The 13,542-nt window shown below is 43.8% G+C and carries 27 protein-coding genes and 2 pseudogenes; 27 read left to right on the top strand and 2 right to left on the bottom strand.

Features of this window, described 5'->3' with window-relative positions:
* The first annotated feature begins 232 nt into the window (after window positions 1-232).
* From AC0IYG_RS22140 to AC0IYG_RS22240, 21 genes and pseudogenes are all read left to right on the top strand, one after another.
* Window positions 233-609: pseudogene (locus tag AC0IYG_RS22140) on the top strand (UDP-N-acetylglucosamine 2-epimerase).
* Window positions 610-632: 23 nt separating this feature from the next.
* Complete coding sequence (locus AC0IYG_RS22145) at window positions 633-800, top strand: hypothetical protein (protein ID WP_471713265.1); 168 nt, start codon at window positions 633-635, stop codon at window positions 798-800.
* Window positions 739-996, top strand: a complete 258-nt coding sequence (locus AC0IYG_RS22150) for a hypothetical protein (RefSeq protein ID WP_471713569.1) — start codon at window positions 739-741, stop codon at window positions 994-996. The genes AC0IYG_RS22145 and AC0IYG_RS22150 overlap by 62 nt, the downstream gene beginning before the upstream one ends.
* Window positions 932-1,147, top strand: coding sequence for a hypothetical protein (locus tag AC0IYG_RS22155; protein WP_471713266.1), 216 nt, complete (start codon window positions 932-934; stop codon window positions 1,145-1,147). The genes AC0IYG_RS22150 and AC0IYG_RS22155 overlap by 65 nt, the downstream gene beginning before the upstream one ends.
* Window positions 1,147-1,248 (top strand): cytidylyltransferase domain-containing protein, encoded by a 102-nt coding sequence (locus AC0IYG_RS22160; protein WP_471713267.1) that lies wholly within the window; start codon window positions 1,147-1,149, stop codon window positions 1,246-1,248. Before AC0IYG_RS22155 ends, AC0IYG_RS22160 begins: the two co-directional genes overlap by 1 nt.
* The gene (locus tag AC0IYG_RS22165; RefSeq protein WP_471713268.1) at window positions 1,245-1,853 is read left to right on the top strand and encodes an acylneuraminate cytidylyltransferase family protein; all 609 of its coding nucleotides are present in this window, start codon (window positions 1,245-1,247) and stop codon (window positions 1,851-1,853) included. The genes AC0IYG_RS22160 and AC0IYG_RS22165 overlap by 4 nt, the downstream gene beginning before the upstream one ends.
* 79 nt (window positions 1,854-1,932) lie before the next feature.
* Window positions 1,933-2,067 (top strand): hypothetical protein, encoded by a 135-nt coding sequence (locus AC0IYG_RS22170; protein WP_471713269.1) that lies wholly within the window; start codon window positions 1,933-1,935, stop codon window positions 2,065-2,067.
* Window positions 2,068-2,176: 109 nt separating this feature from the next.
* Complete coding sequence (locus tag AC0IYG_RS22175) at window positions 2,177-3,214, top strand: CDP-glycerol glycerophosphotransferase family protein (RefSeq protein ID WP_471713558.1); 1,038 nt, start codon at window positions 2,177-2,179, stop codon at window positions 3,212-3,214.
* Window positions 3,202-3,480: a hypothetical protein gene (locus tag AC0IYG_RS22180; RefSeq protein WP_471713270.1), complete on the top strand. Its 279-nt coding sequence runs from the start codon at window positions 3,202-3,204 to the stop codon at window positions 3,478-3,480. The genes AC0IYG_RS22175 and AC0IYG_RS22180 overlap by 13 nt, the downstream gene beginning before the upstream one ends.
* A complete protein-coding gene (locus tag AC0IYG_RS22185; RefSeq protein WP_471713271.1) occupies window positions 3,480-3,851 on the top strand; it encodes a hypothetical protein in 372 nt (123 codons plus the stop codon). The genes AC0IYG_RS22180 and AC0IYG_RS22185 overlap by 1 nt, the downstream gene beginning before the upstream one ends.
* A gap of 2 nt (window positions 3,852-3,853) precedes the next feature.
* Window positions 3,854-4,441, top strand: a complete 588-nt coding sequence (locus tag AC0IYG_RS22190; RefSeq protein ID WP_471713272.1) for an O-antigen ligase family protein — start codon at window positions 3,854-3,856, stop codon at window positions 4,439-4,441.
* Between the two features lie 163 nt (window positions 4,442-4,604).
* The gene (locus tag AC0IYG_RS22195) at window positions 4,605-5,120 is read left to right on the top strand and encodes a hypothetical protein (RefSeq protein WP_471713273.1); all 516 of its coding nucleotides are present in this window, start codon (window positions 4,605-4,607) and stop codon (window positions 5,118-5,120) included.
* A gap of 57 nt (window positions 5,121-5,177) precedes the next feature.
* The gene (locus AC0IYG_RS22200; protein ID WP_471713274.1) at window positions 5,178-5,459 is read left to right on the top strand and encodes a glycosyltransferase; all 282 of its coding nucleotides are present in this window, start codon (window positions 5,178-5,180) and stop codon (window positions 5,457-5,459) included.
* A gap of 454 nt (window positions 5,460-5,913) precedes the next feature.
* Window positions 5,914-6,381: a TerC family protein gene (locus AC0IYG_RS22205; protein WP_471713275.1), complete on the top strand. Its 468-nt coding sequence runs from the start codon at window positions 5,914-5,916 to the stop codon at window positions 6,379-6,381.
* A gap of 48 nt (window positions 6,382-6,429) precedes the next feature.
* A complete protein-coding gene (locus AC0IYG_RS22210; protein WP_471713276.1) occupies window positions 6,430-6,624 on the top strand; it encodes a hypothetical protein in 195 nt (64 codons plus the stop codon).
* Between the two features lie 58 nt (window positions 6,625-6,682).
* Window positions 6,683-7,234, top strand: coding sequence for a CHC2 zinc finger domain-containing protein (locus AC0IYG_RS22215; RefSeq protein ID WP_471713278.1), 552 nt, complete (start codon window positions 6,683-6,685; stop codon window positions 7,232-7,234).
* Window positions 7,227-7,364, top strand: a complete 138-nt coding sequence (locus AC0IYG_RS22220) for a hypothetical protein (RefSeq protein ID WP_471713279.1) — start codon at window positions 7,227-7,229, stop codon at window positions 7,362-7,364. The genes AC0IYG_RS22215 and AC0IYG_RS22220 overlap by 8 nt, the downstream gene beginning before the upstream one ends.
* Window positions 7,361-7,507 carry a hypothetical protein gene (locus tag AC0IYG_RS22225; RefSeq protein ID WP_471713560.1) on the top strand — a complete coding sequence of 49 codons (147 nt, stop codon included), beginning with the start codon at window positions 7,361-7,363 and terminating at the stop codon, window positions 7,505-7,507. Before AC0IYG_RS22220 ends, AC0IYG_RS22225 begins: the two co-directional genes overlap by 4 nt.
* 45 nt (window positions 7,508-7,552) lie before the next feature.
* Window positions 7,553-8,290, top strand: a complete 738-nt coding sequence (locus AC0IYG_RS22230; RefSeq protein ID WP_471713281.1) for a toprim domain-containing protein — start codon at window positions 7,553-7,555, stop codon at window positions 8,288-8,290.
* Between the two features lie 44 nt (window positions 8,291-8,334).
* Complete coding sequence (locus tag AC0IYG_RS22235) at window positions 8,335-8,706, top strand: hypothetical protein (RefSeq protein ID WP_471713282.1); 372 nt, start codon at window positions 8,335-8,337, stop codon at window positions 8,704-8,706.
* A 24-nt stretch (window positions 8,707-8,730) separates the two neighbouring features.
* Complete coding sequence (locus AC0IYG_RS22240; protein ID WP_471713283.1) at window positions 8,731-9,279, top strand: DUF4136 domain-containing protein; 549 nt, start codon at window positions 8,731-8,733, stop codon at window positions 9,277-9,279.
* Window positions 9,280-9,340: 61 nt separating this feature from the next.
* Here AC0IYG_RS22240 and AC0IYG_RS22245 read toward each other — a convergent pair whose 3' ends face one another.
* Window positions 9,341-9,643: a YtxH domain-containing protein gene (locus AC0IYG_RS22245; RefSeq protein ID WP_471713284.1), complete on the bottom strand. Its 303-nt coding sequence runs from the start codon at window positions 9,641-9,643 to the stop codon at window positions 9,341-9,343.
* A 58-nt stretch (window positions 9,644-9,701) separates the two neighbouring features.
* On the opposite strand from AC0IYG_RS22245, the gene AC0IYG_RS22250 reads away from it, so the two are divergent.
* On the top strand, window positions 9,702-10,592 hold the full coding sequence (locus AC0IYG_RS22250) for an oxidoreductase (RefSeq protein ID WP_471713285.1): 891 nt from the start codon (window positions 9,702-9,704) through the stop codon (window positions 10,590-10,592).
* Window positions 10,593-10,629: 37 nt separating this feature from the next.
* Complete coding sequence (locus tag AC0IYG_RS22255; protein ID WP_471713286.1) at window positions 10,630-10,830, top strand: hypothetical protein; 201 nt, start codon at window positions 10,630-10,632, stop codon at window positions 10,828-10,830.
* 3 nt (window positions 10,831-10,833) lie between these two features.
* Here the strand turns inward: AC0IYG_RS22255 and AC0IYG_RS22260 are convergent.
* Window positions 10,834-11,844: pseudogene (locus tag AC0IYG_RS22260) on the bottom strand (YpdA family putative bacillithiol disulfide reductase).
* Window positions 11,845-11,962: 118 nt separating this feature from the next.
* On the opposite strand from AC0IYG_RS22260, the gene AC0IYG_RS22265 reads away from it, so the two are divergent.
* The 4 genes from AC0IYG_RS22265 to AC0IYG_RS22280 are packed head-to-tail and all read left to right on the top strand — an operon-like array spanning window position 11,963 to window position 13,537.
* The gene (locus tag AC0IYG_RS22265; protein WP_471713287.1) at window positions 11,963-12,295 is read left to right on the top strand and encodes a hypothetical protein; all 333 of its coding nucleotides are present in this window, start codon (window positions 11,963-11,965) and stop codon (window positions 12,293-12,295) included.
* Window positions 12,296-12,306: 11 nt separating this feature from the next.
* Window positions 12,307-12,696 carry a chorismate-binding protein gene (locus AC0IYG_RS22270; RefSeq protein ID WP_471713561.1) on the top strand — a complete coding sequence of 130 codons (390 nt, stop codon included), beginning with the start codon at window positions 12,307-12,309 and terminating at the stop codon, window positions 12,694-12,696.
* Window positions 12,675-13,289 carry a chorismate-binding protein gene (locus AC0IYG_RS22275; protein WP_471713288.1) on the top strand — a complete coding sequence of 205 codons (615 nt, stop codon included), beginning with the start codon at window positions 12,675-12,677 and terminating at the stop codon, window positions 13,287-13,289. Before AC0IYG_RS22270 ends, AC0IYG_RS22275 begins: the two co-directional genes overlap by 22 nt.
* A gap of 17 nt (window positions 13,290-13,306) precedes the next feature.
* Window positions 13,307-13,537 (top strand): aminotransferase class IV, encoded by a 231-nt coding sequence (locus AC0IYG_RS22280; RefSeq protein ID WP_471713562.1) that lies wholly within the window; start codon window positions 13,307-13,309, stop codon window positions 13,535-13,537.
* The last annotated feature ends 5 nt before the right edge of the window (window positions 13,538-13,542 follow it).

The following is a 13,542-nucleotide window of genomic DNA, read 5'->3' on the forward strand; positions in this document are numbered from 1 at the left end:
GTGCTGCTTCGTTGGGTTTTGAAAAACCGGATATTTGACCGAGCCTCTCATTGTCCGTTCTCTAGTTTTCGCATTTATCGTGAAACGCTTTCGCATTTTCGTGCGCCGCTTCAACTCGAAAAATACGGAGGTCTGTTTCAGCTGATAAAAAAAGGACGGATTCGACAACATTATTAAGGTTTCAAATCTGCTGGACAACGAAAATCTGACCGCTGCGGCCAAGACCACTGCCCTGGGAATCATTGAACTTGCGTCGATTTTTGAAAACATCAAACCCGACATTGTGGTGACCATTGCGGACCGGTATGAAACCATGTCGGCAGCCATTGCTGCATCTTTTATGAACATTCCGCTGGCTCACGTTCAGGGTGGCGAGGTTACGGGGAACATTTGACGAAAAAAGTAAGGCATGCTGTATCCAAGTTGGCTGATTATCACTTTGTCGCTACGGATGCGGCACGTCAGCGGCTGATAAAGATGGGTGAAACTCCTGACGCGCTGTTTGGCATACAGGCTGTCCTTCCATTGACCTTGCGCATCAAATCACAGGTGATCGAAATGTCCGCTTTGATTACGAAAGCGGACAAACTGTTTCTGGAAAATCGTTAAAGTCCGGTCAATATCTTGTCGTCATGCATCACCCGGTCACAACAGAAAACCATTGCATTAAACAACAGACAAACAGCCTTTTACAAGCAATTGACACATTGCAGATTCCTACATTCTGGTTCACACCGAATGCAGATTTCGGATCCAATAGAAGTGCTGGAAAGAATCAAGACATTCAAAATGACGAATAAAAATCTGCTGATCTATTTCTTACGAAATCTGAATCCTGAGCTTTTTCTCAAACTCATTAAAGGCTGCGCTTGCTTCGTCGGCAATTCGAGCGCGGGCATTCGGGAAGGTTCCTTTTTGGGGAATTCCGGTTGTGAACATTGGCAACAGGCAACGTGGAAGGGAAAAAGCAGAGCATGTTATGGACGTCCTTCATGACCGTGACGCGATAATGAATGCTATACAAAAACAGACTCTTCACGGATCCTATCCTGGCGTTCACCTTTATGGAAGCGGCGATGCGGGTGTTAAGATTGCGGATTTGCTGGCAAATGTGGCACTGAAAATTGACAAACGAATGACATACTAATGAGGCATTTCCCAACAATCCTGGCAATTATTCCCGCGCGAAAAGGCTCGAAAGGTGTGCCCGGAAAAAATATGAAGTTGCTTCAGGCAACAAGCCATTGATTCAATACACCATCGAATCCGCATTGGAATCGAAGCTTTTGACCAAAATCGTTGTGTCGAGTGATTGTGAGAAAACAATTGCCTTTGCCAAAAACTGGGAAAGGATCGAAGCGCCGTTTGTGAGACCGCCCGAGTTGTCGGGTGACGAAGCCACATCTCTTGACGTAATTAAACATGCCGTGACATTTTACCAAAATAGCAACATCCATTTCGATTGCATTTGCCTTTTGCAACCCTCCTCCCCTTTCCGAAGTGCAGGTCTAATAGATAATGCTGTGAAACACATGTTACAGTCGGATGCCGATAGCCTCGTTACCATTTGCAAAATTCCTGATCAATATAATCCTTATTGGGCCTTTGAAATGTCTCATAATGAGCTGCGTAAAATTTTTCCGAAAACACAATTCGCAACGAGAAGACAGGATTTGCCCGATTCATTCAGCCGAGATGGGAAAATTTATTTGTCAAAAACCGCATGGCTATCGCAAGGTTTAATGGCAGGCAAATGTGTCGGTTACCGAACGGATGATGAGCCGAATGTAAACATTGACACGATGGACGATTGGCAAATGGCGACGCGCTTAATGCATGATGCGCATGTGTAAAAAACCTGTCCTGTTGCTCCTAACAAACAGTTTCGCCGCTATCAACGTCATTCATAGCGGTTTGATTAAATGCCTAGCCATGCATTATGACATTCATTTGCTTTCAACAATGATCGGCAGCAAAGAGCTTGAATTCATTAATAGCCATTTTGAAATTGACTTAGTGCTGTTTGATGTGGGCTTAGCCGGAAACAAAATGTTTAAGGCTGCTTAGGAAGCTCGAAAAAGCCCTTTTTGCGAATTATCACAACATTGTAACGCAAAATATCAAATATGGAAACTTGCCTTAAATAACGCGTTACTTCATTGAAATAGGTTTGAAAATGCTGAATTTCCTGGGTGTAAACCTTATTATTCTGAGGCTCTTACGCTGGCTGCTCATCTTTCTAACGTCGTTCTCCTGCAAGCTTAGGCCGCTTTTGCTTTACGGTTTTGAGGGCGTCATTTCTACTTCACCATTGGATTTGAGAGAAAACCAGATCATCAATTTCACGCAAAAAAGAGGCATTAAGTCGCTTGCAATGGTGATCAGTTGGGATAATCTCACTTCAAAAGGCGTCATTAATGCGAATCATGATCGCGTTTTAGTATGGAATCAATTCATGAAAGATGAATTTCTGCGCTTTTATTCTGTTTTCAGGGTTGAGGCTAATGTGGTCAGGATAACAGGCATTCCACGCTTTGACATTCATTTTCAACATATTAATAGAGGTTTTCATGTTGAGATAAGGAAACGTTATTCCATTGTTGCTGACAAAATCATTTTGATAGCAACCAGCGCGATTAGGCACTTTCCAAATCAGTTGGAGATTATCAATGATGTGCTGGATTATGCAAAATTAAAAGGCAACGTGCATGTGCTCATCAGATGCCATCCGGCCGACAATTATGCTGCATATCAGCATCTTGTGCAGAAGAAAGCACTTACAATCTGGTTCCCGGAGAGCATGAGTTCGCATAGTTCAAAGGATTTTTATCACTGGCTCCCCGACTTTGACTTCCTCAACTCGCTTTCTGAAATGCTGCATGTTTGTGATGTCTGCATTCAATTCGCTTCGACCATTAAGCTGGATGCAGCGGCTTGTGGCAAACCTATTATAAGCATTGCTTATGACGGCCCCAACACAAATTCTCGTCACCAATCAGTAAAAAGTCTTTATGATTATTCGCATCAAGTTCCCCTAAACGTGTTGCAATGGGACAATGTCGTGACCAATAAAAACGAGTTGTTTGAGGCGCTGACAGACATTTTAAATCACAAAATAGCCTACCAAGCGCCCGATATCAGGCCATTTACGCACTTTAACGAAGCAAAGTCTGTCAAGTTCACAGCCCAAACAATTGTGGAATGTTTGGGTTAGTGATCGAAATAGGCTGCAAGGCTGCAATGTCGCTGGTGATTGCCGTGATAGGTGTGAGTGTATTTGATCAGTTGCTTACATTCGGTGAGAATGATCTGCAAGTAACTGTTGTCTTTGCATTTTACATCTATTGTTTAATCAGCTTGTTTTTCAGCTTCGGCGCACAAATTATTTCATGTGCTTGCCCCTGCCCATATTCACGCAGTTCATTCACCTGTTTCAAAAATATTCTTTTCCCGCAGGTGCAAATTCGCTTTGGCGATTGATGCCTTTTATTATTCTGAGCATCTATTTCGGGCTCTTTTTCATTTCAAAAAACACTTTGCTCAGCACAGGTGAACGCTATTTTTTAACGTTATGGGTCGTTTTCCAAACCGCATTCCTCCTGATTTCTCCTAATCTGGTAAATGTTGCCCTTGGTGGCTTTTTGATTTTCATTGTGCTCCTTCCGTATTTTTTCATCTATCTCAAAGCGGCTTCGGAGGCGAGCGATTTTCAGCATTTTCTGGGAAATGTACTTTTTCGTCCTTTTTCTTATTCTCTGGAACCGGCACTTTTGGGTTGGTTTTCGCAGGCGCGGCTTACAAAGGATCTGATAACTTACTGGCAACCAGAAACATTACAGACACAAACGTAACCATGGCTTATTTCATCTTGCTATGGCCGCTCGTGCTGCTTTACAATCCCAAAAGGAATTTTTCGGGCCTAATCAGATTGGGGTGCATTGGGCTCTTTGTCAGCATCGTCATCTTTTCATTTTCTCGAGGTGCAGTGATTCTCAGTTTCCCCTATCTCCTGATTACAGCGCTTATTGCTAAAATTCAGTTATCGTTTACGAGCTTGCCTGTGCTCGTGTTGATAACAATCTTATGCATTCCGGATTTAACATTACGCTTGCAAGACCTGGATATGGCTTATTTCTGGACATTGAGATTTGGGGACATTGCCGGATCAGATTCTGTCCTGGCGAAACTGCAACAAAGCAGTGGCCGCGCTGAAATTCATGCAATCGGTTATGCGTTGTTTTTGCAAAGCCCATTAGTTGGTCACGGCACAGCGAGTTTTGAAGTCATGGGGCCGGGTTACCGCGAGGCACATTCACTTTTTTACACCGTGCTCGCGGAGCAGGGTTTGATTGGGATTGTTTGCATTTACGGTTTGTATGCACACTTTTTGATTCTGTTATTCAAGATTATGAGTTCCAGCGAAACCATTCTCTTTTACTAATAAGCCTCATTTTCTATTTACTTTTCAATCACACGGTCGGCAGCGTATTTGTGATTTTGCCAGCCAAAAGTGTCACCGTAAACTGCATTGCTCCGGTGCTGTTAATGTGCCTTTATTTCTATGCGAGAAATGTAACGTGCGATAATGCCGCACGATTTGAAAAATGCGAAAAGTCTTAATCATCGGAAAAATCCCGCCTCCAATCGGTGGCGTTACGGTGCATGTCAGCAGATTAATTGCAGCATTGACAGAGAGTGGTTTTCAGCAGTTTTCATTTTGCAACCTCAATAATGAGCGATTAGAAAGCATTTTAAGCAGCATAGCAAGACATCGCGTAATCCATTTACATGTGTCTAATCCGTTTGCGCAAGCGCTATTTGCATTATGCTGCCGGATTTGTTTCAAACGGTTAATCCTGACTTATCATGGAAATTGGGGCAGATATGGATTGTTTGGAAACTGGGCAGTTAATATCTCAGCAAAGCTGGCTTCGGTCGCGATTGTCCAGAATCCAGAAAGCCTTCATCGCGCCAAATATCGGAACAGCAATGCAAAACTGATCTCAACTTTTATTGATTCGAAGCACATTGCGCGTCTGAATGAACCTGATAGCAAAAAGCTTTCTGAATTTAGAAAGCGCTATAAAGAAGTATCTTTTGCACCAATGCATGGAATCTAGTTTTCGATAAGCGTGACGTTGAGCTGTATGGGAATTTCAGCAATCGTCACTCACCTGATGAAGACTGATTCGGCTGGCTTGGTGATATCAGATCCGAGCGGGAATTATCTGCCTTTTATCAAAAATTCATTTGGGACCATTCCATTTAAAATTCTTTTCATTCAAGGACTTCATGATTTTAGGAATGTATTGCGCGTTTCCGATGCATTTATCAGAAATACGAGCACGGACGGCGTGTCACTTTCTATTTTCGAAGCGCGTTCGCTTGGCGTGGCTGTGCTGGCTTCCGATGCAGTAACACGTACCGATTTTCTGTTATGTGTTTGCGGATATTTCTGAGGTGGATCTCATTACAACATTGCAGGAAGCACGGGAGAAGCTTAATTGTGCCGATGAAAGCTGGCAAACGGACGTTGCAGGGCAATTGATAAAGTTATATAAAGAATGTGTATGCAGGCTTAAAATAAAGTAGTTATAAAAAAACAAAGGCATAGAAAAATTTCCATGCCCTGCTTTCACACTATACACACACTATATTTTAAATATCTATATATCTGATTTGATAAGTTCTTGGATATGTTTCAACACCGCAAAATAACAAATTAAAGTAATTAGAAAAAAGCTTTCCAATGTGAATTTCTTACTTTCGTCAGTTAAAATCATGGACAATTCTTCAAAAAAATTTTACTCCATTAAGCAACTGGCATCAAATTTAATGAAAGATGGCGTATAAATTGTGCAAAGTCAACCACCGGGCTACTTTGCATCAGACTAAAATCTTATTACATCAATCATGGATGCACTGTTCACGGCCGACGCGCTGATAAGTTTACTCACCCTGACGCTTCTTGAAATTGTATTAAGTATCGACAACATTATTTTCGTTACGATCGTCTCGGGAAAGGTGCCGGTTGAACAACGAAAAAAAGCCCAGAATTATGGTTTGCTCATCGCACTTGGTCTGCGAATTGCGCTGTTATTTGCAATTTCATGGGTAATCGGACTGAAAGAAGACTTGCTTACAATCTTCGGCAGAGGATTTAGCGGGCGTGATCTGATCCTTTTAGGCGGCGGACTTTTCCTGCTTTACAGCACAACTAAGGAAATTCACCATAAGCTTGAAGGCGAAACGGAAGACGTCTCGGCCGGCAGCATTGCCAAAAAAGGTGCGCTCACATTCGGCGGTGCGATTGATACAAATCGCGTTGCTAAACATTATTTTTTACTTTCGACTCGGTGCTTACCGCCGTGGGTTTGGTGAAGGAAATTCCTATTATGATCGCAGCGGTTGTGAGCTTCAACATTTATAATGATCGCTTTTGCGAGCAAAATCGGCGACTTTGTAAATAATCACCCGTCTATTAAAATTTTAGCGCTGTCTTTTTTGTTGATGATTGGTACGCTTCTCGTTGCGGAGGCTTTCCATTATGAAATTCCAAAAGGTTATGCCTATTTCGCAATGGCGTTTCTCTTTCTTAGTAGAATTGCTCAATATGAAGCTTGACAAAAACCGACGAAGCAGCCTGTGAAATTGCGCGACCGCGTCAAATAATAAACTTAAAATGCGCATTAATCCCGAAACCGTTGAACGGATCAAACAAACCGCTGACATTGTCGAAGTGGTTGGGGACTTTGTATCGCTCAAAAAAAAGGGAGCCAATTATTCCGCTTGCTGCCCTTTTCACAATGAAAAAACGCCTTCTTTCAATGTAAACCCGGTCCGGCAGATTTACAAATGCTTTGGTTGCGGGGCTGCCGGTGATTCCATCAAGTTTGTGATGGACATTGATGGCATTGGTTATGGAGAAGCTTTGCGCTATCTGGCTGATAAATACAACATTGAGATTGAGCAAGAGGAAATTACGGACGAAGAAGCATTGCGCCAGAATGAGCGTGAAAGCCTTTACATTATCCTCAATTTTGCCAAAAACTTTTACGTGCGACGGTTAGCACGGAGACCGGTCGAGGGCCAGGCGGTTGGTCTGAGTTATTTCAAAGAGCGCGGTTTTACCAGTGAGATCCGTAAGAAATTTGAGCTTGGTTACAGCCTCGATACCTGGGACAGCGTTTTCAAAAGTGGCTTTGGAAAAAGGATATTCTTCCCAATTGCTTGAAAAAGCTGGGTTACTAATCCATAAAGAAGGAAGCCAGACGGCCGGTTATGATCGCTTCCGCGGAAGGGTTATTTTCCCAATACATAATGTTGCCGGGAAAGTGATTGCTTTTGAGCGCACCGCATTCTGAAATCTGATAAAAGCAAAGCGGCCAACCAGCCGAAATATCTCAACTCGCCTGAAACCGAAGTTTATCACAAAAGCGACGTCCTCTATGGCATTTTCCAAGCCAAAAATGCCATCAGGGCGGCAGGATCATTGTTATTTGGTTGAAGGTTACGCCGGACGTTATTTCCCTGAATCAAGGCGGAATTGAGAATGTTGTTGCGTACTTCCGGAACCTCATTAACCGTTGAACAAATACGCCTGATCGGCCGCTTTACGCCCAATGTTACCATTTTGTATGATGGTGATACTGCAGGGATAAAAGCCGCATTGCGTGGTCTGGACCTGGTTTTGGAAGAAGGTTTGAATGTCAGCATTGTGCTGTTTCCCGATGGCGACGACCCCGACAGTTATGTCCGTAAGGTGGGCGCTGAGGCGTTTAAGACCTATTTGAAATATAATTCCAAGGACTTTATCACTTTCAAAACTGAAATGTTGTTGCAGGATGCCGGCAATGATCCTTTTCGGTTGGCGGCCGTCATCGGCGAAGTGGTAAACAGCATTGTGAAAATTCCGGATGCCATCAAGCGACAGGTCTTTTTCCACAGAACGTCAGAAATGATGAAAGCGGCTGAGCAAATGCTGATAACGGAGGGCAATAAAACTTCTCCGGAAACTGCACACGCAAAAGCCGCAGGACCGCACGGCAAGACAAAGCAATCAGGCTCCCTGAAAGTCCGGCCGATCTTGATGCATTATTTGCAGAGAGACGACCGCGATGGAATCGATCCAATGTGTCGCCGGATGATCTTTTTGCCCCGCAAAAACCGCAAAATGAGGCTCCTCAGCGGAGCAAACTATATTATCAGGAAGAGGCATTCATTAAGCTTCTGGTCGTTCACGGAGCGCGTGAACTGGAACCTACGATCACGGTTTGTCAATATGTTCTGAGCGAGATCGAAGGCATAGATTTTAAAGACAGCGTTTTTCACCACTTGCTGGTGCTTTTCCGCGAACATTATAATCGCAATCAGGTCTTGCCAACAGATTATTTCCTGAATCACCATGAGCCTGATATCAGGAATCTGACGATCGATTGGCTTGCTAATAAATACGAGCTTAGCGAATTATGGTCTGAGAAATACGAGATTTTCGTCCCGTTTGAGACAGATGTTTTGGATAAAACCGCTTTTATCAACATTCTCCGGCTCAAAAAAGCATTTATTGAAGAGAAAATGAAAGTGTGCTTGCAGCAGGCGGTCCATGCAAAAACTGAGGCGGAGCAAACTGCGATTATGAGTGAATTTATGCATTATAAAGGCATCAGCATGGCTGCGGCGAAAGAATTGGGCAGCGTTATTGGGTAATTGATCACTTTACCGTTTATCACGATGAAAGTTTCCCTGTTTTCCATTTCAATCTGGTTTATTGCGCTGCTCTCTGGCTGCGGATCTTCTTATAAGGTTCTCAATTCCAAACAAGAAGACAATTTCCGACTGTCTGATTACGCCACCTTCGGCTTTTACGACATTGAGGCAAAAGGCGATACGGTTTCCGAAAATTTTGAAAAGAATGTTGGCATTATCAAAGCTGCCATTGCGCAAAATCTGCAAGCAAGAGGATTGGATGAGGAACGGGATTCGAACCTGAAAATCAACATTGCGCTGAATGTAAAAGAGGAATTGCAAACCAGACAAACGGATTTCCGAACAGACGGTTTGCCGCGTTACATGGGTCAAAGGCGCTATTCCTGGAAAAGTCAGGAAGTGGTTGTAGGGAAATATCGGGAAGGCACCATTATGATCGACCTGGTGGACGCGGCAACCAATAAGATGGTCTGGCAAGGCGGTGCAGAAGGGATTATTCCTGAGAAGAGCAAAAACTTTACGGAAGATATTAATCTGGCGATCAGAGAAATTATCGAAAAGATTCCGCGCTAATCAACGAAAAGGGCCGCTTCTATTAAGAAACGGCCCTTTTCAATATTTTTTGATGTCGGAATTATGCATTGTTGTTTACAACTCCACGCACTCTGTCATTCACATTATCTGCAACTGAACCAGCTTTTTCTTTGGCGGCAGAAACATTTTTCAAAAACCCGTCTTTTAGCTTATCTGCCAAAGCTGTCAATTCGTCAAGGCTTTTTTCATACTTGTCTTTTGCGTTTCCGCCAAGATCATTTGCCTTCGTTTTGATCAGTTTACGAGTGTCTTTTCCATCTTTCGGAGCAACCAAAAGACCAATTGCAATGCCTGTCAAAAGCGCGCCTACTGCGCCAATCAGAAATTTTTGGTTCTTGTTCATATGAATTTCTTATTTTGTGAAAATAAATACGTTAGAACTTCACTCCAATAAAAATACTGTGCCACAACGCCTAAAGCCCATCTTAACGCTATTCGCGATCATTCTTGCACTCGCTCCGCACTTTGTGACAGCGCAATGGAATGTCATTGATTTGAAAACCAAGATCCATATGCGTGCTGTTCATGCCGTTTCGCCCTCTATATGCTGGATTGGCGGCACGAAAGGAACTGTTTTAAGAACCATTAATGGCGGAAAAGAATGGTTAACCGCCAAAGTTGAAGGCGGGGACTCGCTGGACTTTCGGGATATTCATGCTTTCAGTAAGGATGTTGCAATCGCAATGAGCGCCGGTGAAGCGCAGAAAGATAAGGCCAAAATTTACCGCACAGAAGACGGCGGAATCAGCTGGACGCTTGTGTACCAAACTACACAAAATGGGGTTTTTCTGGATGGAATCGACTTTTGGGACAAAAATAAAGGCATTTGCCTCGGCGACCCGATCGACGGAAAGCTCTTCATTTTGACGACAGAAGATGGTGGAAAGAGCTGGCAGGAATTGCCAATTGAAAAGCGCCCCGTTGCCGAACCAGGCGAAGCTTGTTTCGCCGCTAGCGGCACTTCCATTCTGGTCTCGGGAAAAAACAAAGTTTACATCGGGACCGGCGGAAGTAAAATGGCGCGCGTGTTCCGGTCGGAAGATTACGGGCGTTCCTGGGAAGTGTCTGCCACGCCGTTGCCAGCCGGTCCGACGAGCGGGATTTTTGGCTTGCATTTCTGGGGCAAGCCGACCGGAATTGCAGTGGGCGGCGATTACAAGAAAACAACCGATTCAACACAAAATGTGCTCATAACACGCGATGGAGGCATAACCTGGAAACTCACAGGCATGACCAAACCCACTGGATTGAAAGAAAGCGTTGCGCTTTATCACAAGACAGATGCAGTATGAATGGTGAATCAGAAGACTTCGGTCCGACGATTTCGCATTGATCGCCAGCGGGCCATCCGGAAACAGTTATTCTCCTGATTGGGGGAAAACCTGGCGTGAGCTGGGCAAAGAAGGTTTTCACGCCATGAGTTTTGCCGGAAATGTCGGTTATGGCGTTGGGGCTAACGGATTGATTGGAAAAATTCAAAAGTTTTCGACCAAAAATAGAAAGCGCAAGCTCGTGCTGGTTGAGCAATGAGCTTTAAATACGATCGATCAGCTCCTTCACTTTCCTGACTTTCCCTGCCAGACAAATGATCGGCGATTGCGGCTGCATGGTCGCGGCCGTTTTTCTATAAAAAACTTTTTCAGTGAAAACACCGGCCATAACCGTCCCGCAGAGATAAAGTCCGGGCACATTGGTTTCAAATGTATCCTTATCAAATGTGGGCACTTTGGTGACTGTGTCCAGTTCGACACCGCAGCGCGAAAGCAAATGTTCGTCCGGCAAATAACCCACGAGCAAAAACACAAAATCCGTGGTTCATTAACCATTTGGCCTCTTTCCAGATTTTGGATCTTCAATCCTGCCCTGCTCGATCCTTTTTGTAATGCTGTTAAAGCGCGTATGAATTTTCCCTTCCTTAACCCGGTTTTTGACATCCGGAACGAGCCAATATTTCACTTTTGTGCGAAAATCAGCTTCCTTATGCACGATTGTGACGTGCGCATCATGCCTGTAAAGCTTCAATGCAGCCTCAACCGAAGAATTTGACCCGCCTACCAGGACGACATTGGTGAAAGAATATTTGAAAGGCTCATCATAGTAATGTGAAACATGCGGAAGATCTTCACCCGGCACGTTCAGCATTCTCGGCACATCAAAATAGCCCGTCGCCAGCACCACGTTTTTCGACTGAAAGATCTGACCATCATTGGAAAAAGTCAGGAATGTTCCGTCAGCCTGCTTTTCGGTGCGGTTGACGTCGATGAAGAGCTTGAAATTCAAATGATAATAGCCTGCAACTTTTCTATAATACTGCAATGCTTCATTCCGATTGGCCTTCACTTCTGAGATCGCAAATGGGACGCCGCCGATTTCAATGTTTTCAGCAGTTGAGAAAAAGCGCATCCGTCGCGGATAACGGCGAATGGATTCTGTAAGATTGCCTTTTTCAAGGATCAGATAATCAAGACCGCTTTTGGCCAGCTCCACGCCCATTGCAAGTCCGCAAGGACCGCCGCCAATGACGATTACATCATATATATGCATTGCGATAATCTCAATAAAATGTGTCTTCTCTACCCGGATAAACCCAATTTCAATTGGTTTCTGAATTTTAAATTAGCTGGCTGTTGAAAATGTTCATTGTTTACATTAAAATAAAGATTTGGAAGATCAGATCCGCAATTTTGCAGAAAAACTGAATGGCTGGGGAAAATCAAAAACTCCATTTGTTTTTCTTGTGGACTACCGAATCAAAAAACCAGTCGCCTGGACATTGGATGATCCGGAGCTGAATGAAAGCCGCTTTGACCTGAATGGTTTTACCAATCACGTTCAGCGCGAGAAAGAAACATTACTAACAGACTTTCACTTTCGAAAATCACCAATTCCATTTGCGGATTACGAACGAAAGTTCGCTTATGTGGTCAGTAGTCTGAATGCAGGAAATTCATTTCTGGTCAATCTTCAGTCCCGACTCCTATTGACACAAATCTGACGCTCGGCGAAATATTCAACAACAGTGAAGCGCCTTATAAGTTTTTATATAGGAACGAGTTCGTTTGTTTTTTCCCGGAGATTTTTATTAAAATCAAAGGAAACCGGATTTCATCATTTCCAATGAAAGGCACAATTGATGCGTCTGTGAAGGATGCTGAAAATGTGATCTTATCCGATTCAAAAGAAGCAGCAGAACACGCTACGATCGTGGATCTGATTCGCAATGATCTGAGCATGGTGGCTGAAAAGGTTTGGGTTGAAAAATATCGTTACATTGATCGGATTCAAACGAATGAGAAGACATTGTTGCAGGTAAGCTCTGAAATTGCAGGGACCCCGTTGATTTTGATGGAAAATATGGCGACTTGCTCCTCAAAATGCTGCCGGCGGGATCCATAACGGGTGCGCCAAAGCCTAGCACTTTAAAAATCATAGAAACGGCCGAAAATTATGATCGGGGTTATTACACGGGTGTGATGGGTTATTTTGACGGAGAAAATTTTGAAAGCGCCGTCATGATCCGCTTCATTGAAAATCAGGCTGGAAAGTTGGTCTTCAAAAGTGGTGGCGGCATTACGGCCCGCAGCAATGCGCAGAATGAATATCAAGAGTTAATCGATAAAGTTTACCTACCCTTTTCCATGTCCCACACATTATGTTTTGAAACGATCTGCTGTGAAAATCGTGTGCTGAAAAATCTGGCTTACCATGAAGCCCGGCTTAACAAAACGCGCCGCGAACTCTGGGGATTCACGGACGACTGGAACCTGAGCGAGCTCATCATTATTCCGGACAGCCTCGGCAATGAACAGCACAAATGCAGGCTTTCATACAAAGAAGAAATCGATGCGATCAAATGGGAGCCCTACACGCCAACAATCCACAAATCCAGCGCGTATATGACGACACCATTGATTACCGTTACAAATACGAAGACCGCGACGAGCTCAACACCCTCTTTGCACAACGAAAAGACGCCGACGAAATCCTGATCATTAAAAAAGGCCTTATAACCGACACACAATATTGCAATGTCGCCTTCTACAACGGAAGCGCCTGGCTAACACCAAATTCACCATTATTACCGGGCCGCCAACGGGCTTTTCTGCTCGACATCGGCATTATTCAGGAAGCTGAGATTAGTGAAAATGATTTGGAAAAATTTAGTAAAGTGAAGTTGTTCAATGCAATGGTTGGCTGGGATAGCTCGGCGGAATTGAAGATAAATTGCATTGTTTAATCCTC

Source organism: Dyadobacter sp. AC419, from assembly GCF_979253085.1.